This window comes from Litorimonas sp. WD9-15 (genome assembly GCF_050271975.1).
In the GTDB taxonomy this organism is placed as follows: Bacteria; Pseudomonadota; Alphaproteobacteria; order Caulobacterales; family Maricaulaceae; genus Litorimonas.
Genome location: NZ_CP189850.1, coordinates 367,821 through 388,317, shown reverse-complemented (window position 1 = coordinate 388,317; position 20,497 = coordinate 367,821). Strand labels below are relative to the sequence as shown.

The window sequence follows — 20,497 nt, the reverse complement described above, 5'->3', positions numbered from 1 at the left end:
ATGCGGGTTGCCGCGATACAGATGTGCTCCGGGACGGATGTCGTCGCGAATATTGCGGCGGCGTCCGACCTGATCCGTGCGGCTGCCGCTGACGGTGCGCGCTTTATTGCGACACCCGAAATGACGCATCTCCTGCAAAAGGATGCGACGGAATTGCGGCGTGGCGTTAAGCCCATGGCAGAGGATGAGGGTGTGACGGCTTTTGCAGCACTGGCGGTAGAACTCGATATCCATCTGCTCATCGGATCCCTCGCAATCTTGCGAGACGACGGGAAGATCGCGAACCGCTCTCTACTGTTCACGCCGGACGGAAAGCTCTCCGCGCAATATGACAAAATCCATTTATTCGAAGCGGCAATTTCAAAATCCGAGAATTACCGCGAGAGTGACACTTACACGGCTGGGGAACGGTCCGTCATCGCGCCAGTCGGGGATTTAAATCTCGGCCTCTCCATCTGCTATGACGTCCGGTTTCCATCGCTTTATGCGGGCTATGCCAAAGCCGAAGTCGACCTGATTGCAGTACCCGCCGCCTTCACCGTCGCGACGGGGAAAGCCCATTGGGAGACTCTGCTCCGCGCGCGTGCGATTGAAACAGGGGCCTATGTCATCGCCCCCGCACAAGGCGGCCATCATGCGGATGGACGTCGCACATGGGGGCGCAGCCTGATTGTTGATCCATGGGGAGAGGTTCTTGAAAAACTCGATCATGATGACCCCGGATTTATTCTGGCGGACATAGACCGCGCCGCTGTCACAAAAGCCCGCGCCCGTATTCCGGCTTGGCGGGGGGCACCCTCATGATCCGCTACACGCTCATTTGCGACCACGACCATGAATTTGAAGGCTGGTTCTCGTCTTCGTCTGACTATGACGATCAGGCGAAAAGCGGCCTGCTGACCTGCCCGATCTGCGAGAGCGTGAATGTCGAAAAAGCGATCATGGCCCCTGCGATCAAAACCGCGCGAAAGGTCGAGGCACGGTCAGAAAAAGCCAAGATGGCGATGAACACCGTCGCGGCGAAAATCCGAGATGAAATTTCGAAAAATTGCGAAGATGTCGGCGATAAATTCGCAGAAGAGGCCCGCGCTATTCATTACGGCGAAAAAGTTGCGCGCGGCATTTATGGCTCGACTACACCGGAAGAATCCGCGAGCCTGTCCGAGGAGGGGATAGAGGCGCACCCTCTGCCCGATATCCTCGTCCCTGAAAAATCAAAACCGAAGTTGAATTAATGACGCAAGTGAACGCTATTGTTTTAGGGGCAGGCTCATGGGGCACGGCACTGGCGCAACTCCTCGCGTCCAACGGTCATGCTGTGACTCTCTGGATGCGGGATGCGGAACAGGCCGCTGCGATCAACGAGACGCGCCAAAATGCAAAATATCTGCCCGATGCGCCCTTACATGAAAATATTACGGCAACGGCGGAGCTGCCCAATTTTGCAGCCGCCAAACTCTGCCTCTCCGTCATTCCCGCGCAGCATACGCGCGGTCAGTTGGAAGCTTTCGCAACGCATATTCCGGACGGGTTACCCGTCATTCTCTGCTCCAAAGGTATCGAGATTTCGACGTTGGATTTCATGAATGAGGTTCTGGCCGAGACGGTTCCGCAAGCGTCGCGCTTCGTCCTCTCAGGGCCCAGCTTTGCCAAAGACGTTGTCGCAGGTTTGCCGACGGCTGTGACTCTGGCGGGCGATGATTTGGCGGCGGCCAATGCACTCGCGCCGCTCATTCGAGGGCTGACATTCCGCCCCTATACCACCGATGACATGATCGGTGCGGAGATAGGCGGCGCGGTGAAAAACGTTCTCGCAATCGGCTGCGGTATGTTGCTGGGTATGGGGTTGGGGCAGAGCGCCCATGCCGCCCTGATCGCGCGCGGATTTGCGGAGATGAACCGACTGGGCGCGGCTTTGGGTGCAGAAGCCGAGACGCTTTCCGGGTTGTGCGGATTGGGCGATTTGGTCCTGACCTGTTCCTCAACACAATCCCGCAATATGTCCTGCGGGATGAGTTTGGGACAGGGTGAAAGCCTGAAAGATATTCTGGCGGCTCGAAATTCCGTGACAGAAGGTGTTGCGACAGCGCCGGCTCTTGTCAGACTGGCAGAAAAGCACAATGTCGATATGCCAATTTGTGTGGCAGTGAACCGCGTTCTCAGTGGCGACATAACACCGGCAGAGGCGATGACCGCGCTGCTCGCGCGGCCTCTAAAATCTGAAACGGATTAGGCGGCCATCCGCATTGGAACGTCGAAATGTGGTTCCGGATTATGAATATGGTCCATTATATTCTGCTCTGTCGCAAAGGGTCCAAGCGCCATAAAGGCCTCTTCCTGCGCCACGTGTCCGGCGATAGCGGCATAGCTTTTCGCGCGGCTGAAATCGATCGTGCGGTTGAAAAACGCTTTGCGCAGACGCGGGGACAATCTGGACAGCGTCAAAACCTGCCGCACGCTTTTATGGCAGAGATATAGATCCGCCGCGATGGCATCAACGTCCTGATTCTGACGAAACATGCCAATGACGGTATTATAGAGATCGCGATTGGACATGAGGGCCGGAGTCTGATCGGCTGAATCCTTTAACTCTGAGAGCTCAATAAATGGAATATTGACAAGTGAACGCGGTAAAAGCCCCATGAAATCCAGACGACGAATGGCGGCGAGACGCTTCCGGCCATCCACAATTGTAAGCTTGCCATGATTGCGCGTGACGATAATCGGGGAGAGGAGGCCGAAACGGGCGATAGACGCCTGAACAGCTTTGATTTCGGAGAGCTCACGCCCCGCAAGCGGACGCGGGCGCAGAGTTGTGAACATATCCACAGGGGCCGTTTTAAATAGGGACATAGCTGCCTCTTTCATACTTAACATGACGCTAACCTGAAGGATAAACACTTACTGGAACACATCCGTTCCATTAAAAAAATGCCAAAATCCTTAACGTGCGTTAACTTGTTACCTCACTGTTATAATTAGCATTTTGGCCGAAATAAGACATACACAGTTAAATCACATCTGCGAGAACAGGCCGTTATTTGTTAGGGTTTTATTAACCCTGTGAATTTCAGGGTTTGGTACCGACCGTCACGTAATTAATCGATTTATCCCCAGAAAGTGTCCACACCTGCGTGATCGGATTGAGGCTCATGCCGATCTGTTCACGAACGTCTAATCCCGCATCCGTCATCCAACGCGTTAACTCAACGGGCTTCACGAGCTTTGCATATTGATGCGTTCCGCGTGGCAGCCAGCGCAGGACATATTCCGCGCCGACAATCGCAAAAGCAAAAGCCTTGAGTGTGCGGTTAATGGTGGAGCAGAGCATGATCCCGCCCGGCCGCGCCATCGCGCCGCAATCCGCCATGAACTCCGGTGGGTTGGCGACGTGTTCAATGACTTCCATATTCAGCACAACATCATAGGGAGCTTCGCCAGCCTCCACCATTTGTTCAATCGTGCCGTGGCGGTAATCGACCTCGACGCCGACTTGCTCGGCATGGGTCTTTGCCGTCTTGAGATTGCGTTCTAACGCATCGACACCCGTAACAGTGGCACCCAATCGCACCATCGGCTCACAGAGCAGTCCACCGCCGCAGCCAATATCGAGAACCCGAAGACCTTTCAGCGGTTGTTCGGCTTCGGGGTCCAATCCAAAATGTTCGCAGACCGTCTCTTTGATAAATGACAACCGCGCCCCGTTCATAATATGCAGCGGCTTAAACGGCCCCGTCGGATCCCACCAATCCGCCGCCATACGCGAAAAGCTCGCCATCTCCGCCGGATCGACGGAAACGCGCGAGAGACGGTCGGGCTGAACATCGGAATGGGCCATAGGACTAAATCTTTCGGAACGAAATCACGTGTGTTTGCGTTTTATATACGTAGCAACAAATCAACAGGAGAGAAATTATGGAATCCGAACACATCAAAGGTGCAGCCAACAAAGCCGCCGGTAAAGCCAAACAAGCCGCAGGTGATGCAATTGATAATAAAGAGATGCAGGCCAAGGGCAAACTTCAGGAAATGAAGGGCAAAGCCCAAGGTGTCGTTGGCGATGCAAAAGACGCCATTGAAGAAAAATAGGTCTAAACGCCAAACTTCAAGAAATGCCGCGCACCCTCCGGGTGATGCGGCTTTTTTTATGGAGCCGACGGCAAGTGAATGTTGAATTCCGATACAAATGCCTGTTGACCTTCAATACCGCAAACCGTCACTCTTCGCCTTGGGTTTTCACCTAATCCAGTCCGGTAGACTGTATATTGGGGATTGGAGAAATGATTTTTTCCCGGTTCAAGCGTAATCTCATAGCTCGAAATATCTTCTCCCCAAATACCGTCCGGATTTCCGACAACGGTATCTTCATGAGACGAGTATTTGCAGGTCAAGATTACAGGTGAGCTTGACTTATTGTCATAGTCGAATTCGTAGCCGTACCATGTGCAAGGCTCCGCTCTTCCGTCAAACACACATTCACTTTGCCCTGTGATGTAGATGTCTTCAGTCTCAAAACAGACATGCGCATCATCTAGGTAGCCGACGCCCTCTTCAAATTTATACAGACAGACTAATCCGGATTTGACATTGGTAATATCTACCACGGTCCCACTTGGACTTGCGCTGCAGGCGATATTTCCGATGATGACCAGCAAAATCACGACGGCGCAGTTTAGAGTGTAACGCATGATTAAAGTCCAATCCAAAATTTTGGTGCAACGTCATTGTTCACTATCTCAACCATTGCGCATTTCGACACATATGCCTAAGAGGTCGCCGCTTCGATGGAACAAACCTGTTTCCATTGTCAATAAATAACCCAAGGAGCTGGCTTTGGCCCGCATCGTCATGAAATTCGGCGGCACTTCTGTTGCCAATCTGGAACGTATTCGTCACGTCGCGGGATTAGTCGCGGAAGAGGCGAAAGATGGCAATGAAGTTGCTGTCGTTGTCTCCGCCATGAGCGGGGAAACCAACCGCCTTGTCGCGCTGGTCGATGAATTGGATGCTGACTCTGATAAGGGCGCAGCGATTGAGGATGAATATGACTCCATCGTCGCCAGTGGTGAACAAGTCACCTCCGGCCTTCTCGCCATTGCTCTGCGTCGTCGCGGGTTGAAAGCGCGGAGCTGGCTCGGCTGGCAAATCCCGCTGCGCACCGACATGGCCCATTCCAAAGCCCGTATCGCGGAAATCGAATCTTCCGCCATTGGCCCCTCCATGAAGGACGGGAATGTCGCCGTTGTCGCAGGATTCCAGGGCGTGAACGAGACGGGCCGGATTTCCACGCTGGGTCGTGGTGGCTCTGATACGTCGGCCGTTGCCATTGCTGTTGCGCTGAAAGCTGACCGTTGCGATATTTATACCGATGTCGACGGTATCTATACGACGGACCCGCGCATCGCGAAAGATGCCCGCCGCCTGAACCGTATCGCTTTTGAGGAAATGCTGGAACTCGCCTCGCTTGGCGCGAAAGTGCTCCAAACCCGTTCGGTCGAATTGGCCATGAATAATAATCTCCCCATCCGCGTGTTGACCAGCATGGCGGAGGTCGGGGACGAAAACCCCGGAACCCTGGTCTGCCACGAGGATGAAACCATGGAAGAACGAGTCGTCAGCGGCGTCGCCTATTCACGCGACGAAGCCCAAATCACATTGCTTAAATTGAAAGACGCGCCCGGCATGGTCGCCAAGGTCTGTCGCGCGATGTCTGATGCCAATGTCATCGTTGATATGATCGTGCAGGGGATTTCCCGCTCGGATAACTCCGCCAACCTGACCTTCACGGTCGGCAAGCGGGACCTCGAGAAAGCTCTGACAGCCTTGGAAGGCTCCAAGGAAGAGATTGGTTTTTCCGGCATTAAATCGGACTCGGACGTCACCAAAGTTTCCGTCGTCGGCATCGGCATGCGCTCTCACACGGGTGTCGCGCAGACTATGTTCGAAGCCCTCGCGGATAAGAACATCAATGTCGAAGTCATCGCCACATCGGAGATCAAAATCTCGGTCCTGATCGACAGCGAATATACGGAACTCGCCGTCCGCGCCTTGCACAAAGCGTTTGAGTTACACCAGACGCCGGCCCCGAAAGTGAGTGCGCCTTAAATCAATCAGATTTTGCTATGTCTCGGCGAAATAATTCGCCATTGTGAATTAAGAACAGGTGTTCCCTTCATAGAGAGACATAGATCATGACCCGCATTCCGACCTTTAAAACTCTATTTTTGGCCACGGCGCTGAGCGGCCTTGTCCTGTCAAACTGTCAGCAGGCCGATAGCCCCGATCCTGTTGAAGCTGCCGAGACCTCTACCGATGAGGCCGTTCAACGCGCTGCCGCCAGTACCGCGCCGATTATTCTACCGGGCGCGCCCGGACAATCGTCACAAACACTGGTCGCGGAAGACGCGATCAAAATTGCCGATAATAGTTATTCACCCGATGATGTGATGTTCATGCAGAACATGATCCCGCATCATGCGCAGGCCGTGGAAATGGCCAATCTTGTGGAGTCCCGCACGAACCGCAAAGAGATCGTCGATATTGCCAGCCGGATCAAAGCCTCCCAAGCGGACGAAATTAAGTTTATGGAAGACTGGCTGACGGAGCGGAACGAACCGCTCACTATGTCAGGTGGTCACGAACATCACAGTGGCAGTACAGGCGAGAGCATGGGCGCTCACCATGAGATGGAGGGCATGGCCAGTCCGGAAGAGATGGCAAAATTGGCCGCGTCTGAAGGCGTCGATTTTGACAAACTGTTCCTGACCCTGATGATTGCACATCATGATGGGGCCTTGACGATGGTGGAAACGCTGACAGATCAGCCGGGCTCGGCCTATGATCCCGTCCTGTTCGATTTCACAAATGATATTATCAATGATCAAACCTCCGAGATTGAGCAGATGAGTGCGATTTTGAGCTCTTTTTCTTCGGATCCGAGGGCGAACCTCAAAGGGGGTTTTAACAATGCGGAGTCGGCCATTCTGAACCTGAAACGCGTCGCGACATTGCCGAAGCCGGCAGGCTTTTTCGATCCCAAAAATCCGGCAGGTCTGCCGCCGATTATTTCAAAAGACGACGCGGCCAAGACGGGCCGTGATGATGGGCAGAGTGTGGAGGGCACCGAATGGGGCTCCCGCTCCCCGCTCTTTAGTTTTGCCAATACGGATATGGCCTTTCAGGACGACATTCTCGTGACGGGCAATTATCACGGCTTTAGTATTTACAAACTCCAAGAGGACGGCACACCGGAACTCTTTAGCTCAGTCGTCTGTCCGGGCGGACAGGGCGATGTCTCCATCGTGGATGACCTTCTCATCATGTCGGTTGAGCAAACACGTGGTCGGGTTGATTGCGGATTACAGGGCATTAGCGAAGATGTGAGTGCAGAGCGTTTCCGGGGCATTCGGATTTTCGACATTAGCGATCTGGCCAAACCCGTACAGGTCGGCCAAGTCCAAACCTGTCGTGGTTCCCACACCCATTCGGTTGTCACCCAAGACGAGACCAAGCTGGTCGTTTATAATTCGGGCACATCCTCAATTCGGAAGGATGAAGAGTTAGAGGGCTGCGTCGGCGGTGTTGCTGGCGATGATCGGACGGCACTCTTCCGCATTGATGTGATTGAGATACCACTCGCGGATCCATCCAAATCCCGTATCATCGACAGCCCCACGGTCTTCGCCGATGAAGAGTCGGGACGTTTGGCTGGATTATGGCAGGGCGGCGATCACGGTGACGGGACGCAGGACACGAACCAAACCAATCACTGTCACGATATTACAGTCTTCCCCGAAGCGAAAATCGCGGCAGGGGCCTGTTCCGGGAACGGGATTATTTTTGATATTTCCGACCCCCTAAAACCAACGCGTATTGACGAGGTTGTTGATACGGGATTTGCCTATTGGCATTCCGCGACATTCAATAATGACGGGACAAAAGTCCTCTTCACGGATGAATGGGGCGGGGGCAGCCGTCCGCGCTGTCGCGTCTATGATCCCAAGGATTGGGGCGCGAATGCGATTTACGATATTGAAGAGGGCGAGCTGACCTTCAAAAGCTATTATAAAGTTCCAGCGCCGCAGTCAGACTCAGAAAACTGCGTCGCGCATAATGGCTCCATCATTCCCGTCCCGGGGCGTGATATTTTCGCCCAAGCCTGGTATCAGGGCGGATTGTCTGTGATGGACTTCACGGATTCAGAAAATCCGGTGGAGATCGCCTATTTTGACCGGGGTCCCGTCCATGACGAAAAACTCGTTCTCGGCGGATACTGGTCGACCTATTGGTATAATGGCAATATTTACGGGACTGAAATTGCGCGAGGATTGGACGTCTTTTCCCTCACACCGAGTGAGCATTTAACCGAGAATGAAATCGCTGCCGCCATGCTTGCCGATCAGGGCAACACGTTTAACCCACAACAACAATTCCCGGTCACATGGCCCGCAGAACCGGTTGTCGCAAAAGCCTATATTGACCAAATGCAACGCAATGACGGGATGACGGCGGATCAAGCCGGAGTATTGCTGCAGGCCTTGGATCGTGCAGAGGAACAGTTAAAGTCTGGCAGTGATGACGCAGCGCTGTCAGAGACACTCACCGCGCTCGTCAAAGACGTCGAGCATGAAGGTCTGTCCAAAACAGTCTCCGCCATCGCGGCGCGTTTACAAGACTGATAGCTATTTCCAAGGGCGACTGAAGTTAATCTATTTCAGTCGCCCTTGGACCTTAACCAAAACTTCACCACACCCTCATCTTTTGCCCGATTTAAGTCACATTTAAACCTATTGCCGTAATTGTCCGAACAGCCTGCGGGGGCTTGGGAGAGTTTTGTGCGTTTTTTATCTGTGAAACCTATTGCGGCCACATTGATGGCGGGGCTGATGTTGAGCGCCTGTGGTGGCGGGGGTGGAAGCTCCAATTCGAGCGCAAGTTTGGGTGGACCAACCGGTGGCGGAACACCAGCCCCTGCGCCTGCTGCGACGAAGTTTTATACCGATCTCGAAACCCGTGAAGAAGCCGCCCGCTTCCTTATCCAGGCAGGATTTGGCGGAACAGATGCGGAAATCGATTCACTGGTTGGGACAGATGCTGCCAACTGGATGACAGCCCAAATGCGTGCGCCTGTCACGAAAACATATGACGCGATGTTGGCGGCCTATCCAACGCGGCAGGATACGGATCGGGAACATTCCAAAATGCTTTGGACGAACCTGCTGACGGCTGATGATGTTCTGCGACAGCGTATGATGTTCGCCCTGTCTCAGATTTTCGTTATCTCTGATAATGACTTTTTCGACGAAGGTTACACGACCGCACACTATACGGATATTCTGACCGATCACGCTTTTGGTAATTACCGCGAGATGATTGAGGACATCACCTATTCTCCTGCCATGGGGCAATATCTGACCTATTACCGTAACCGCAAAGGCGACGAGCGGTCCGGCCGGATGCCGGATGAAAATTACGCCCGCGAATTATTGCAGCTCTTCTCCATTGGTCTGGTCGAATTGAATCAGGACGGGACACCGAAAGCGGGATCGCCGGAAACCTATGACAATGATGATATTATAGGCTTGGCAAAAGTTTTTACGGGATTGTCGGGTTCAGGCCCCAGCTTTCGCTGGAGTGATCAGGATGAGGATTGGAGACGCAAACCGCTGCAGATGTTTGATGATGAACATTCGCCGCTGGAAAAGACTTTTCTTGGCACCACTATCCCCGCTGATACAACGGGTGTGAACTCCATTGATATGGCGCTGGACACGATTGCGGACCATCCTAATGTTGCGCCGTTTCTCTCGCGCCAGATGATCCAGCGTTTCACTTCGTCCTCGCCCTCGCCCGAATATGTCCGACGCGTTGCAGATGCGTTCGATGCGGGAAGCTTTACCGCGCCGAATGGCAGGGTTTTCGGATCGGGGCAAAAAGGGGATTTCGCAGCGATGATCGCGGCGATCCTTCTGGACGAGAGCGTGCATGACGATGTGCAGGAGGCGAATGAAGGCAAATTACGGGAACCCATTGTGAAATTTGCGCATTATGCCCGGGCCTTTGATCTCGCCGACATAGATGTTTCCGCCGAGTGGCGGTTTAACGACACATCCAATCCGAATGATAAATTGGGCCAGCATCCGCTGCGCAGTCCGTCTGTCTTTAATTTCTATCGCCCCGGCTATCTCTCGCCTGCGACAGAGTCCGGAGAGGCAGGTCTGACCGCCCCAGAATTTCAAATTGTGAATGAGGGCTCTATGCTCGGGTTTTCGAATTTTATGACGCATTATATTACCGTGAGGGCGGACGATCCGGCGGGTAATCCCGGCTTTAATCCTGATTTCGCGGCGGAGATAGCGCTAGCCAATGACCCGCAGGCCCTTATCGATCATCTCGACGTTAAACTGACCGCCGGACAACTTTCAGATGCGACGAAAGCGGAAATGGCCGATACCGTCTCCACATTGTTAATCGCAGCGGATGACGCGGAAACGGATCGCCTCGACCGCGTCCAACTCGCGCTTATCATGATGATGTCTTCCGGCGCCTTTGCCGTTCAAAACTAGGAGCCGGACGATGACATTTTACAATAGACGCCAATTCCTCACCCGTTCCACCCTCGGTTTTGCTGGCGCGACGATGGGACTTTCCATGTTGGCCCATGCGCCTGCCCGCGCGGCTAATACGGGTGGTTATAAAGCGCTTGTCGGCATTATGCTGAAAGGCGGGATGGATAATAATGACACGATTCTGCCCAGAGATAGTGCGAGCTATGACGCCCTCAAAGCTTTGCGCGGCGGTATTTTTGACAGTCATAATGCTGATGACCCGACCAGTTCGCGCTACCGCGAGAACATCCTGCCCCTTAATGTCCAGGACGGCGTACGATTTAACGGGCGTCAATTCGGTGTGCCGCGGGAACTCGCCGCGGTGCAAGAGATGTTCAATACTGGGGATCTGGCCGTTGTCGGCAATGTTGGGCCCTTGCTCGATACGGTCGACCGCGACGCCATCGAAGCCCAAAGCGCCTTACTACCGAAACGCATTTTTTCGCATAATGACCAGCAATCCACGTGGATGGCGTTGGGAACAGAAGGCACGCGGCGCGGCTGGGGCGGTCAATTTGCCGATGCCGTGATCCAATCCGGCGGCGCGCCCAACCCGCTCTATGCGGCGATCACGGCCACCTCGCCGGATGTATTCCTCGCAGGGCAACGGGCGCAACCGTTTCGTATTCCAAAGGTCGGCAGCCGTTTGCGCATAGATGGTGCAGAAAGAAAATGGCACCTCGGATATAGTGATGATGCAGATGCCGCCCGCGCGAAACTCGCGGCTTTTATGCGTCGCGAAAGTTTTGATCACACAAATCTCTTCCGCAGGGATGCTGTCAAAAAGTCAGGCGTCGGGATTGAAAACCAGATCGCCTACTCTGAGCGCGCCAATGCTGCGACGCCACTGGCGACAGAATTTCCGTCTACAGGTCTGGGCCGTCAGCTCGGTGGTGTCGCACAGGCTATGTCCCTGCGCGGGGAATTGGGGACCAGTCGTCAGGTGTTCTACACGGCACAGGGCGGATATGATACGCATGACAGTCAGGGCGGCGCTATTTCCGCGCGACATACAGAACTTGGCGATGCCCTGGCGGCGTTTAAAGCGGCCATGATCGAACTCGGGACATGGGATGATGTCCTCGTCTTCACCATGAGTGATTTCGGACGCTCCATGGTCGGCAATGGCGATGGATCTGATCACGGTTGGGGCGGACATCATTTCGTGGCCGGCGGGTCCGTGCGCGGCGGGCATATTTACGGTGATATTCCGGAAGTCGACCTCGCCCATCCTCAATATACGAAAGAGCGCGGACGTCTCATTCCGACAACCTCTGTTGAGCAGCATGCCGCCGCGCTGGGTAGTTGGTTTGGATTGGATTCGGGAGAATTGAATGCGATCTTCCCGAATCTCTCACGGTTTGACCGCTCCGCGCTCGGCTTCGTTTAAGCCTTCGCGCGGGACAGCAGGATCAGGCCCAGACCGCCCCAGAAGATTTCGATTCCAATTTCGATATAGGTGAGCTGCGGCCCTGTGCCGTCCAGCGCGAGACCGACCAATCGCCCTATCATGAAACAGAATGTCAGGAAGACAATGGCTTTGGTCAATTCCCGGACGGAGCCTTTCATCGCGACCTGAACACAGACAATGCCGATCCCGATCAGAGCGGCCCAGATCGCACGCACCTCGTGCAGGCCGAGCAGGTCCGGCGTCCAACCCATCGCATTGGCAATGCGAGCGGGTTGGAACAGGCCGTAAAGTCCGTATCATATATAGAACAGCCCGTTGATGATGCCGTAGATTTTCATGACGTGTCTCCCGCTATAATCTCTCCCTCTCTTGTGACGGTTCGGCTTGCCAAAGCAAGTGCAGACGCCTATAGGGCCGCCTTCACGACAAAAGTTGTGACGCAACGTATCGGGTTGAATGGCATACCTGATCGTTCGAAAGGCAGACTGGTTTCATTTCGTTTTGAAGATCAGTCCTTATTATTGGAGACCGAAATGCCCAAAATGAAAACGAAGTCGAGCGCCAAAAAGCGCTTTAAGATTACCAAATCCGGTAAGGTCAAAGCAGGTCAGGCTGGCAAACAGCATGGCATGATCAAACGCACAAACGATCAAATTCGTAAGCTGCGCGGCACAACAGTCCTCAAAGACTGCGACGCCAAAGTGATCAAGAAAAAGTACATGCCCTACGGCTAAGCGCCGCCCTACCTTACATACCGGAGAATTATCATGGCACGAGTCAAACGCGGCGTAACCAAGTCCGCTCGTCATAAAGAAATATTGAAACAGGCCAAAGGTTATCGCGGTCGTCGGAAGAATACGTTCCGCATCGCCAACCAGGCCGTCGAGAAAGCGGGTCAATACGCCTATATCGGTCGGAAACTGAAAAAGCGTCAGTTCCGCGCTCTGTGGATCCAACGCATCAATGCGGCGGCCCGCGCCCACGGTACGACTTATGGTCGTTTCATGGACGGCTTGAACAAGGCCGGAATCACGCTGGACCGTAAAGTTCTCGCCGACATGGCCGGAAACGAGCCGGAAGCGTTTGCAGCTCTCGCAGAGACAGCCAAGAAACACGCGTCCAAGCCGCATACTGTTAAGTAGCCGCTTCGAGCAATCCTGATTTTTAAAGGCTCCCGGGAGGGAGCCTTTTTTTATACGCGTCATAGAGGCACAACCACAGGTGTATTTTTTTATTTCGCCTCCTCAAATTTTATGTAAGGTCTAGTAATGATGAGGGGCGCAACCTGAATTTTTCAATCCTCATTTTCGTTGTTAAAATTAAATGAGGATTATTATGACTTTAAATCTCACCTTTAGGGCTGTTGGCCTTTACGCGTTTTTCCCTGATCTCGCTCTGGATGGTTTGGATGCAACCTCATCCATTCAAAACGTTTTAGATGCGGTCGCATCGACCCAACCCGGTTTCAGTTACGGTTTTGGCCCAACCCACGCTGGAAAATCCATCGTCACATCTATGACCTATGATTATTCCAATACGTCCCGGCAACCGCCGAACAGTTCCGGCATTCCCGGCGTTGGGCCGCGCACAATTCAAACCACCATCGGAGATGTTTCGCAGGTCTGGCAATATTACCGGAGCGCTATCGTACATATTGGCGGATTTGATTATGAGATTAGGAACCAAACTGTGGGCCAACCCTCTTTTGCAACAACCCCAATTGGCAGCGACTTCAAGGTTCCCGAAGGCGGAGTCGTGGAAGCCTACAAACTCGTATTCCGGAATGTGACAATTGACCTTTCCGCAGAAAAGCAAAACGCTTATCTCGCAGCAAAGATGGCACCAACCGCCTGATAGGTAACCAATATTATGTCATGAAGGCTCCCGCGAGGGAGCCTTTTTATAGCCTAGATGACAGCCCGTCCTAACATGGCTTGCCAAAAGGTCAGTCATGTTATGGCGACCCATGAGAGAGTTGTCATCCAAACCCATGCATTTCGTGAAACACGGAAGTCACTTCCCTGTCTCGACTATATGATCATGGTTTATTAACCACGCTCCTAATTCCCGCTAAGCGTTCAAAGCTTCTATAAACATTTTACCCTATTCGATCATAACGAAGCGATAACTGGGGTAGAGCATCAAGCTTATCAGAGCATATGAGCGTTTTTTGCGCATTGATCAGAGCTTGGGCGCGGCTGACCTTCTGCGCGCGCGTGCCGTCTATATGTTGGGCTGGGTCTTCCTGTTTTCACAGGTCATCAATTTGACATTTATGAGTTACGCTTATGGCACTTGGACTTTCGATCATTGGATCGCGGCGAGTGTCATGGTCATTATATTCACTGCGACGCATCTTCTGCGTTATACGAAGGCGTTTACGGGCTATGCTATCGCTTATTCGGCACTGATGCTGATAGGGATATTGGCGACATCTATCCCCGATCAAACAGGCATTAATACGGCGATGTTGCCGCTCTTGGTTGCGGGGGCTGTCATTAATGGGTTTATATCGGGGTGGCGCATGGTCTTTGTCTATGCGAATTTCTCGCTCGCGCTCGTTTGGTTTCTTTACAGCGCGTCTATCACTTGGCCCGTTCCGATTGGCGTTAGTCCCGTTGACTATCAAGCGCGCGCTTTCATGCGGGCGGTTCAGACGACCATTGCCTTTTCCATCGTCTCCACGGGTCTCGCCGTGTTCTCTATCTCTATGCATCGTCTTTTTGATCTCTTGGAAAAGAACATCAAATTAGCTCGGGAAGCGGATTACGCGAAATCCAACTTTCTCGCCAATATGTCTCATGAACTCCGGACGCCCTTAAACGGTGTTATCGGGATGGCGGGCCTGATGATGAAGACGGATATGACACCGACGCAGCGTCAATACGTTGAGATTATCGATGGGTGCTCTACCGGATTGGTGACGATCATCAATGATGTGCTGGACCTGTCCAAATTGGATTCCGGTAAAGCCCAATTTACCTATGCGTCTTTCGATTTACAGAAAATGCTGGGGTCCCTCGTCGCTCTTAACCGTCCCGCAGCCCTCGAAAAAAATCTCGCGCTTGAGCTTCATTGGATGGGAGATACCCCAACACATATTATCAGTGATGAGTCGCGCTTGCGGCAAGTCGCGAATAATCTCATCGGCAACGCAGTGAAATTTACAGAATCGGGCCGGATTGATGTCATCGTGCAGTCCCGGCAAATTCGTGAGGATCTAACCGAGCTATGCCTCTTCGTCCGGGATACGGGCGTGGGCATAGATGAAGCCGATTTGGGGCGTGTTTTCACGCGTTTTGAACAAGTCGATAACCGTCTGTCCTCCGGTACAACCGGCACAGGGCTTGGCCTGTCGATTACGCGCGGCCTTGTTGAGGGTATGGGCGGTAAGGTCCATGTCCAGAGCGTTGTGGGGGAGGGAACGGTTTTCACAATTCAACTCCCCGTACGGATTGAGCGACGCGGAACGCAGGTGGTACAGGTTCCGGCTGACAAGATGAGACGAAGCGCTTAACCTGCTTTTGAAATCAAGAAAAAGCAAAAACATCATCCGGCTGGGGGCGCGCATGTTAACCTTTTGTTATTCGCATTTAATGAAAGATGAAAAGAAGCCTCAAAGTCTTAAGAGTTTTCGCCTACAACTCTAGCATGAACAATGAGACCTCTGCGCCAGAGAAAATTGATGACCTTCAGGACACGGCAGCGGAGGTAGGCCGAAAGGCGTCCATCTCTATTTTTGCGTTGCTGGGCATGCTGCTTTTCCCAGCCGCCGCCTCGGCCGGGTCATCCGACCGGGTTAAATTTTCCGTCAAACCCAAAGTCGCGGTCAAGCTGGTGTCAAAAAAGCCGGGACAGCGGACATACCGGATTGCCAGCAATGCCCCGTTTCGGATTACGGCGTCAGGTGTCATCGGTCCCATCCGATCGCGTATCACGAAAATCGGCGAGGCCGCGCAAAAACCGGGCAAGCTCGCGGCTTGCCGTCGCGCTGCCGGAACCCTTCCCACGACGATTTACCGTGCGGCGCGTAAGACAGCAGTAGAGCCGGCCCAACGCAAGGCGCAATCCGTCCTCATCACCCTTCGCTATTCCAAATATTCCAAGCCGGTTTTTAAAATTGTGCCCCGCCGCAAGAAGGCCGAGACACCCCCTGTTGGACAGGCCTGCGAGACAAATCCGCAAGGTTGACAGTCCCGCCTCATCCGCGTAGAGGCCCGCCATTCGCGCAGTTTTAACTCTGCGCTCCGCGCTGTGCAGGATGCAGACGGGGTCCCGTGGTCAACGAGTTTCGTTCGCCGCGGCCTTTTGCGTTTTGCCTATAACTGGGTGATTTGAGATTTGTTTGAAGCCTTAGGCGATAAGTTAGGCAATGTATTTGACGGTTTGACCGGTCGTGGTGCGCTCTCCGAATCCGACGTCAATAAAGCCATGCGCGAAATCCGCATTGCGCTGCTTGAAGCTGATGTCGCCCTGCCGGTTGTCAAACAATTCGTCGAACAGGTCCGTAAGGAAGCCGTCGGCGAGAAAGTTATCAAGTCGATCAAACCGGGCCAGATGGTCATCAAGATTGTCAATGACGCCCTGATTGATATGCTTGGCGGGACGCTCTCGGATGATGAGGCTGACAAGGCCGAAGCCGCGAAGGCCTCGGAGCTCAACCTCTCCGCCAAACCGCCCGCCGCCATCTTGATGGCGGGTCTTCAGGGTTCCGGTAAGACGACGACCACTGGTAAGCTCGGGCTCTATCTTCGTACCGCGTTGAAGAAGAAAGTCCTCTTCGCCTCGCTCGACACGAACCGTCCTGCCGCGATGGACCAGCTCGGTATGTTGGCCGAACAGGCGGGCACGGGTTTCCTGCCCATCGTCAAAGGAGAAAGCGCCCTGCAAATTGCCAAGCGCGCGATGAAAGAGGGCGCTAAAGGCGGCTATGATATCGTCTTCCTCGACACAGCGGGCCGAACCACCGTCAATGATGAATTGATGGACGAAGTCGAGGCGATTGCGAAAGAGACAAACCCGATTGAAACCCTCCTCGTTGCTGACTCGCTGACGGGTCAGGACGCCGTCGAAACCGCCAGACGCTTTAATGAACGCCTCCCGCTGACAGGTCTCGTCCTGACGCGTATTGATGGCGATGGACGCGGCGGTGCAGCGCTGTCCATGCGGGCGGTGACAGGTCTTCCAATTAAATTCCTCGGCACGGGCGAGAAGCTCGACGGCCTCGAAGCTTTCGATGCCGAACGTCTCGCGGGTCGTATTCTGGGGCAAGGCGATATCGTCTCCCTCGTCGAGAAAGCCGCGCAGGTCATCGATGAAAAAGATGCCGCCAAGACAGCCGAGAAAATGCGTAAGGGTCAATTCGACCTCGAAGATCTGTCCAAGCAACTCGGCCAGATGCAGAAAATGGGCGGCATGGGTGGCCTCATGAAATTAATGCCCGGTATGGGCAAGATGAAGAAACAACTCGATGCCGCGGGCGGCATTGATGACCGCTTGCTGAAGCAGCAACAGGCTATTATTTCCTCCATGACACCGGAAGAACGCCGTAAACCGGCCCTGCTGAAAGCCTCGCGCAAGAAACGTATCGCGGCAGGCTCTGGCATGTCCGTGCAAGAGGTCAACAAGCTCCTCAAAATGCACCGCCAAATGGGCGACATGATGAAGAAAATGTCCAAAGGCGGCATGGCCGGCATGATGCAGGCAATGGGCGGCATGCCCGGAATGCCGAAAATGCCCGGTGGGATGTCGGCCAAAGGCGGGATGCCAAATCCGGCCGATATGGATCCGGCCCAACTCGAAGAGCTCAAAAAGCAAATGGGCGGCATGCCCGGATTACCGAAATTACCCGGTCTCGGGGGTGCAAAGCTTCCGGGTCTGGGCGGCGGAGGCCTTCCTGGCTTAGGTGGCGGCTCACCTTTCGGGAAAAAGAAATAAACGCATTTAATTTAAAACAGACACTCAAAGGAAAACTCACATGTCCGTTAAACTTCGTCTGGCCCGTCATGGTGCCAAAAAACGCCCTTATTACCGCATCGTTGCGGCTGACGTTCGTGCGCCCCGCGATGGTCGCTTCATCGAACAGGTTGGGTCTTATAACCCTATGCTTCCAAAAGACTCCGAAGACCGCGTCAAGCTTGACGTTGAAAAGGTTCAGGACTGGCTGAAAAAAGGCGCCCGCCCAACAGAACGCGTTGCCCGTTTCCTCGGCGCTGCCGGTCTCTGGGAATGGAAGCACGGCAATAACCCTGAAAAAGGTAAACCTGGTCAGAAAGCCCTCGAGCGTATTGAAGAGCGCAAAGAAAAAGCCGAAGCCCGCGCCGCTGCGGAAGCCGAAGCCAAAGAAGCTGCTGCAGAAGCCAAGAAGGCCGCTGACGAAGCCGCCAAACAGGCCGCTGAAGACGCAAAAAATGCGCCTGCTGAAGACGCGCCTGCCGCTGAGGAAACACCTGCTGAAGAGTAGAGTTTGTCTCAGATTAAAGTTTGAAAGCCGCTTCTTTCGGGAGGCGGCTTTTTTTATGAGTCAATCTCGACATTGTGCTGAGGACTTACAGGTCGCATAATAGCGAGGCAGAATTATTCTGGAGCGATTAAATATGGGACTGTTTTCGAAAACATCCAAATATCTCGAATATGAATATATGGGACACCGCATTGAGGTTCATAATTGGTGGCGCATGGTTCCAACCCAATCTGCCGCGACGCTGATTATCGATGATGAAATCATCGTGAAAAACACAAAATGGAGCCATATAAACCCGGATATTCCGGTGCTTAAAGGTTCTGGCCTCTCCGAGTCGATAAAGTCCGTTGAGGTCTTTATGATCGGCATGTTCAGCATGAAGTTCGCATTGAAAATCAATGGTGGGCTTGTTTATTCCGAAGAGATCAGTCGGGCGGATGAATGGCAGAGAAAACTGTTTGGTCATAAGACATCCTGAATGCCCGTCCTTTAAATTTTGAAGCCTCCACGTGAAGCGGCTCAAATGGAAAATTTGGAACCAAGGTGGAAGTTCATTCGTAATGTAAGGGAAGACAAAAAGAGGAACATTTTATGCCCGAACATTATGTAAACAACTTAGATGAAACCGCACGCGATACATCCATTGGACTGTTAAAATCCGCATTGGCTTCCGCACTGGACTTACAATTGGCCGTCAAACAAGCGCATTGGACGATCAAAGGTCCAAGCTTTATCGGCTTGCACGAATTACTGGACGAGGTCGCAGACCGCGCGCGTGACCACTCTGATACGATTGCGGAACGGATGGTTATTCTCGGCGGACAGACACATGGTACAACGCAGAAAATTGCTGAAAACACATCGCTGGAACCCTATCCCGCAGACATTACGGATCAGAATGACCACGTAAAAGCACTCACTGAGCGGTTCATGGCCTTTGGTGGCATGTGCCGCGACGCCATCGCCAAGGCAGGCGAGAATGGCGACGAGGATACGGCCGATCTGTTCACAGAGATTAGCCGGAACGTCGATAAGGACGCGTGGTTCATCGGTGCACACAACGCGTAACAATGAATCGGAGTTTTGAGACTTCGGAAGTTGTTATAATAAAGTTGAGAAGCCGTCCCTCGGGGCGGCTTTTTTTATGAAGGGGCCATTCATAATTTTGAGGAATCGCTTGGTTTGATTATCAATCTTCCATCAGCCCGGAAACGACCTTTAAGTGAAATGTTTTGGCGATCAATCACCGCCTGTAAAAGATAATCCTCGGTTATGCCGTTTTCGAAACCGGGGATTGATAAAAACCTCTTTCCTCTATCTCCGTTCATTCCGGCCCGTTATTTGCGTGCAAACAACATGATCTGGAATGCAGAGTTTGTCATGGTTTCAGTGAGTTAAGCGCCGATTTCCGATTGACGCTCTGGACCCCAGCTCTAGTTGTTTGTGAACAAATAACGGGCCGGGGTGGGCGGGATAACTGGGAATTGAGATTTATTTCAAAAACTGCGTCCACACCCCTTTCGACCTGTGCAATCTTTAAGGTGTCTTCTTTTACAGGGCGGTCAGGTGCACATTGACCAGTGCAATTCTGTTTGATGAGGTGTCGAAAATTTGGTGAAGCTTACCCATTTTTCGACGCTTTAATTTAAAAAACGGAAATGCACGGACCGGAAAGAAGCGGTGCTTGTCATTGGACAAAGTCGAGTAATGCCGACGGAGTTGGGTGGCCTATCGAGAGCTGATCGTTCCCCGACTGAATGGTTCGGCCGTTAGTGCGAAAAGGCGCCGCCGCGTGGGCCTGTTGGGGTTCGAAAACTTAGCTTATAATCTGGTTTGCGACCAGAACCCTGAATACCCACGCGGACATCCCGTTTCTTTTGAAATTAAAACGAAACAAACGGACATAACTAACAGATACAAAAGCGAAACAGCTTTGAGGTTTACGAAATCGACGGCCACCCCGACCTGTCATCCCGACACCAATGGATGCGGGACCTATCGGCTGCTCTCTTAAAC

The 20,497-nt window shown here is 53.1% G+C and carries 21 protein-coding genes; 17 read left to right on the top strand and 4 right to left on the bottom strand.

Annotation, left to right across the window (positions count from 1 at the left end):
* From ACP9M6_RS01855 to ACP9M6_RS01845, 3 genes are read left to right on the top strand one after another with little or no spacing between them, the layout of a single operon-like run.
* A complete protein-coding gene (locus tag ACP9M6_RS01855) occupies positions 1 to 804 on the top strand; it encodes a carbon-nitrogen hydrolase family protein (protein WP_427452939.1) in 804 nt (267 codons plus the stop codon).
* A complete protein-coding gene (locus ACP9M6_RS01850) occupies positions 801 to 1,235 on the top strand; it encodes a DUF1178 family protein (protein ID WP_427452937.1) in 435 nt (144 codons plus the stop codon). Before ACP9M6_RS01855 ends, ACP9M6_RS01850 begins: the two co-directional genes overlap by 4 nt.
* Complete coding sequence (locus ACP9M6_RS01845) at positions 1,235 to 2,233, top strand: NAD(P)H-dependent glycerol-3-phosphate dehydrogenase (RefSeq protein WP_427452935.1); 999 nt, start codon at positions 1,235 to 1,237, stop codon at positions 2,231 to 2,233. Before ACP9M6_RS01850 ends, ACP9M6_RS01845 begins: the two co-directional genes overlap by 1 nt.
* Here ACP9M6_RS01845 and ACP9M6_RS01840 read toward each other — a convergent pair.
* Both ACP9M6_RS01840 and ubiG read right to left on the bottom strand, forming a co-directional pair.
* Positions 2,230 to 2,853, bottom strand: coding sequence for a ParB N-terminal domain-containing protein (locus ACP9M6_RS01840; RefSeq protein WP_427452933.1), 624 nt, complete (start codon positions 2,851 to 2,853; stop codon positions 2,230 to 2,232). The two genes, ACP9M6_RS01845 and ACP9M6_RS01840, sit on opposite strands and share 4 nt — an antisense overlap.
* A gap of 217 nt (positions 2,854 to 3,070) precedes the next feature.
* The gene (ubiG, locus tag ACP9M6_RS01835; protein WP_427452931.1) at positions 3,071 to 3,838 is read right to left on the bottom strand and encodes a bifunctional 2-polyprenyl-6-hydroxyphenol methylase/3-demethylubiquinol 3-O-methyltransferase UbiG; all 768 of its coding nucleotides are present in this window, start codon (positions 3,836 to 3,838) and stop codon (positions 3,071 to 3,073) included.
* Between the two features lie 77 nt (positions 3,839 to 3,915).
* Here ubiG and ACP9M6_RS01830 point away from each other — a divergent pair, with 77 nt between their 5' ends.
* Positions 3,916 to 4,089: a CsbD family protein gene (locus ACP9M6_RS01830; RefSeq protein ID WP_427452930.1), complete on the top strand. Its 174-nt coding sequence runs from the start codon at positions 3,916 to 3,918 to the stop codon at positions 4,087 to 4,089.
* 56 nt (positions 4,090 to 4,145) lie between these two features.
* Here ACP9M6_RS01830 and ACP9M6_RS01825 read toward each other — a convergent pair whose 3' ends face one another.
* Positions 4,146 to 4,688 (bottom strand): hypothetical protein, encoded by a 543-nt coding sequence (locus ACP9M6_RS01825; RefSeq protein WP_427452928.1) that lies wholly within the window; start codon positions 4,686 to 4,688, stop codon positions 4,146 to 4,148.
* A gap of 145 nt (positions 4,689 to 4,833) precedes the next feature.
* On the opposite strand from ACP9M6_RS01825, the gene ACP9M6_RS01820 reads away from it, so the two are divergent.
* From ACP9M6_RS01820 to ACP9M6_RS01805, 4 genes are all read left to right on the top strand, one after another.
* Positions 4,834 to 6,105, top strand: a complete 1,272-nt coding sequence (locus ACP9M6_RS01820; RefSeq protein WP_427452926.1) for an aspartate kinase — start codon at positions 4,834 to 4,836, stop codon at positions 6,103 to 6,105.
* A gap of 86 nt (positions 6,106 to 6,191) precedes the next feature.
* Complete coding sequence (locus tag ACP9M6_RS01815) at positions 6,192 to 8,678, top strand: DUF305 domain-containing protein (protein ID WP_427452925.1); 2,487 nt, start codon at positions 6,192 to 6,194, stop codon at positions 8,676 to 8,678.
* Positions 8,679 to 8,834: 156 nt separating this feature from the next.
* Positions 8,835 to 10,565, top strand: a complete 1,731-nt coding sequence (locus ACP9M6_RS01810; protein WP_427452923.1) for a DUF1800 domain-containing protein — start codon at positions 8,835 to 8,837, stop codon at positions 10,563 to 10,565.
* Between the two features lie 10 nt (positions 10,566 to 10,575).
* On the top strand, positions 10,576 to 11,997 hold the full coding sequence (locus tag ACP9M6_RS01805; protein ID WP_427452921.1) for a DUF1501 domain-containing protein: 1,422 nt from the start codon (positions 10,576 to 10,578) through the stop codon (positions 11,995 to 11,997).
* Here ACP9M6_RS01805 and ACP9M6_RS01800 read toward each other — a convergent pair.
* Positions 11,994 to 12,269, bottom strand: coding sequence for a DUF4345 family protein (locus ACP9M6_RS01800; protein ID WP_427452919.1), 276 nt, complete (start codon positions 12,267 to 12,269; stop codon positions 11,994 to 11,996). The two genes, ACP9M6_RS01805 and ACP9M6_RS01800, sit on opposite strands and share 4 nt — an antisense overlap.
* A 282-nt stretch (positions 12,270 to 12,551) precedes the next feature.
* Here ACP9M6_RS01800 and rpmI point away from each other — a divergent pair, with 282 nt between their 5' ends.
* From rpmI to dps, 9 genes are all read left to right on the top strand, one after another.
* Positions 12,552 to 12,752, top strand: a complete 201-nt coding sequence (gene rpmI / locus ACP9M6_RS01795) for a 50S ribosomal protein L35 (protein WP_427454736.1) — start codon at positions 12,552 to 12,554, stop codon at positions 12,750 to 12,752.
* Between the two features lie 33 nt (positions 12,753 to 12,785).
* The gene (gene rplT / locus ACP9M6_RS01790) at positions 12,786 to 13,160 is read left to right on the top strand and encodes a 50S ribosomal protein L20 (RefSeq protein WP_427452917.1); all 375 of its coding nucleotides are present in this window, start codon (positions 12,786 to 12,788) and stop codon (positions 13,158 to 13,160) included.
* 193 nt (positions 13,161 to 13,353) lie between these two features.
* The gene (locus ACP9M6_RS01785) at positions 13,354 to 13,872 is read left to right on the top strand and encodes a hypothetical protein (protein WP_427452915.1); all 519 of its coding nucleotides are present in this window, start codon (positions 13,354 to 13,356) and stop codon (positions 13,870 to 13,872) included.
* 316 nt (positions 13,873 to 14,188) lie between these two features.
* A complete protein-coding gene (locus ACP9M6_RS01780; protein WP_427452913.1) occupies positions 14,189 to 15,535 on the top strand; it encodes a sensor histidine kinase in 1,347 nt (448 codons plus the stop codon).
* A 134-nt stretch (positions 15,536 to 15,669) separates the two neighbouring features.
* Complete coding sequence (locus ACP9M6_RS01775) at positions 15,670 to 16,209, top strand: hypothetical protein (protein WP_427452911.1); 540 nt, start codon at positions 15,670 to 15,672, stop codon at positions 16,207 to 16,209.
* 150 nt (positions 16,210 to 16,359) lie between these two features.
* Positions 16,360 to 17,955 carry a signal recognition particle protein gene (gene ffh, locus ACP9M6_RS01770; RefSeq protein WP_427452910.1) on the top strand — a complete coding sequence of 532 codons (1,596 nt, stop codon included), beginning with the start codon at positions 16,360 to 16,362 and terminating at the stop codon, positions 17,953 to 17,955.
* A gap of 40 nt (positions 17,956 to 17,995) precedes the next feature.
* Positions 17,996 to 18,481 (top strand): 30S ribosomal protein S16, encoded by a 486-nt coding sequence (gene rpsP / locus ACP9M6_RS01765; protein WP_427452909.1) that lies wholly within the window; start codon positions 17,996 to 17,998, stop codon positions 18,479 to 18,481.
* A gap of 133 nt (positions 18,482 to 18,614) precedes the next feature.
* Complete coding sequence (locus ACP9M6_RS01760) at positions 18,615 to 18,959, top strand: hypothetical protein (protein WP_427452908.1); 345 nt, start codon at positions 18,615 to 18,617, stop codon at positions 18,957 to 18,959.
* Between the two features lie 113 nt (positions 18,960 to 19,072).
* Entirely contained in the window at positions 19,073 to 19,549 is a 477-nt protein-coding gene (gene dps / locus ACP9M6_RS01755) for a DNA starvation/stationary phase protection protein Dps (RefSeq protein ID WP_427452907.1), read from the top strand.
* Positions 19,550 to 20,497: the final 948 nt, after the last annotated feature.

Coding starts and splice junctions, on each gene's coding strand:
- ACP9M6_RS01760 (WP_427452908.1), top strand. CDS start 18,615: ATGGGACTGTTTTCGAAAACATCCAAATATCTCGAATATGAATATATG.
- ACP9M6_RS01850 (WP_427452937.1), top strand. CDS start 801: ATGATCCGCTACACGCTCATTTGCGACCACGACCATGAATTTGAAGGC.
- ACP9M6_RS01800 (WP_427452919.1), bottom strand. CDS start 12,269: ATGGGTTGGACGCCGGACCTGCTCGGCCTGCACGAGGTGCGTGCGATC.
- ACP9M6_RS01805 (WP_427452921.1), top strand. CDS start 10,576: ATGACATTTTACAATAGACGCCAATTCCTCACCCGTTCCACCCTCGGT.
- ubiG (WP_427452931.1), bottom strand. CDS start 3,838: ATGGCCCATTCCGATGTTCAGCCCGACCGTCTCTCGCGCGTTTCCGTC.
- ACP9M6_RS01825 (WP_427452928.1), bottom strand. CDS start 4,688: ATGCGTTACACTCTAAACTGCGCCGTCGTGATTTTGCTGGTCATCATC.
- rplT (WP_427452917.1), top strand. CDS start 12,786: ATGGCACGAGTCAAACGCGGCGTAACCAAGTCCGCTCGTCATAAAGAA.
- ACP9M6_RS01815 (WP_427452925.1), top strand. CDS start 6,192: ATGACCCGCATTCCGACCTTTAAAACTCTATTTTTGGCCACGGCGCTG.
- ACP9M6_RS01775 (WP_427452911.1), top strand. CDS start 15,670: ATGAACAATGAGACCTCTGCGCCAGAGAAAATTGATGACCTTCAGGAC.
- ACP9M6_RS01845 (WP_427452935.1), top strand. CDS start 1,235: ATGACGCAAGTGAACGCTATTGTTTTAGGGGCAGGCTCATGGGGCACG.
- rpmI (WP_427454736.1), top strand. CDS start 12,552: ATGCCCAAAATGAAAACGAAGTCGAGCGCCAAAAAGCGCTTTAAGATT.
- ACP9M6_RS01830 (WP_427452930.1), top strand. CDS start 3,916: ATGGAATCCGAACACATCAAAGGTGCAGCCAACAAAGCCGCCGGTAAA.
- dps (WP_427452907.1), top strand. CDS start 19,073: ATGCCCGAACATTATGTAAACAACTTAGATGAAACCGCACGCGATACA.
- ACP9M6_RS01785 (WP_427452915.1), top strand. CDS start 13,354: ATGACTTTAAATCTCACCTTTAGGGCTGTTGGCCTTTACGCGTTTTTC.
- rpsP (WP_427452909.1), top strand. CDS start 17,996: ATGTCCGTTAAACTTCGTCTGGCCCGTCATGGTGCCAAAAAACGCCCT.
- ACP9M6_RS01855 (WP_427452939.1), top strand. CDS start 1: ATGCGGGTTGCCGCGATACAGATGTGCTCCGGGACGGATGTCGTCGCG.
- ACP9M6_RS01840 (WP_427452933.1), bottom strand. CDS start 2,853: ATGTCCCTATTTAAAACGGCCCCTGTGGATATGTTCACAACTCTGCGC.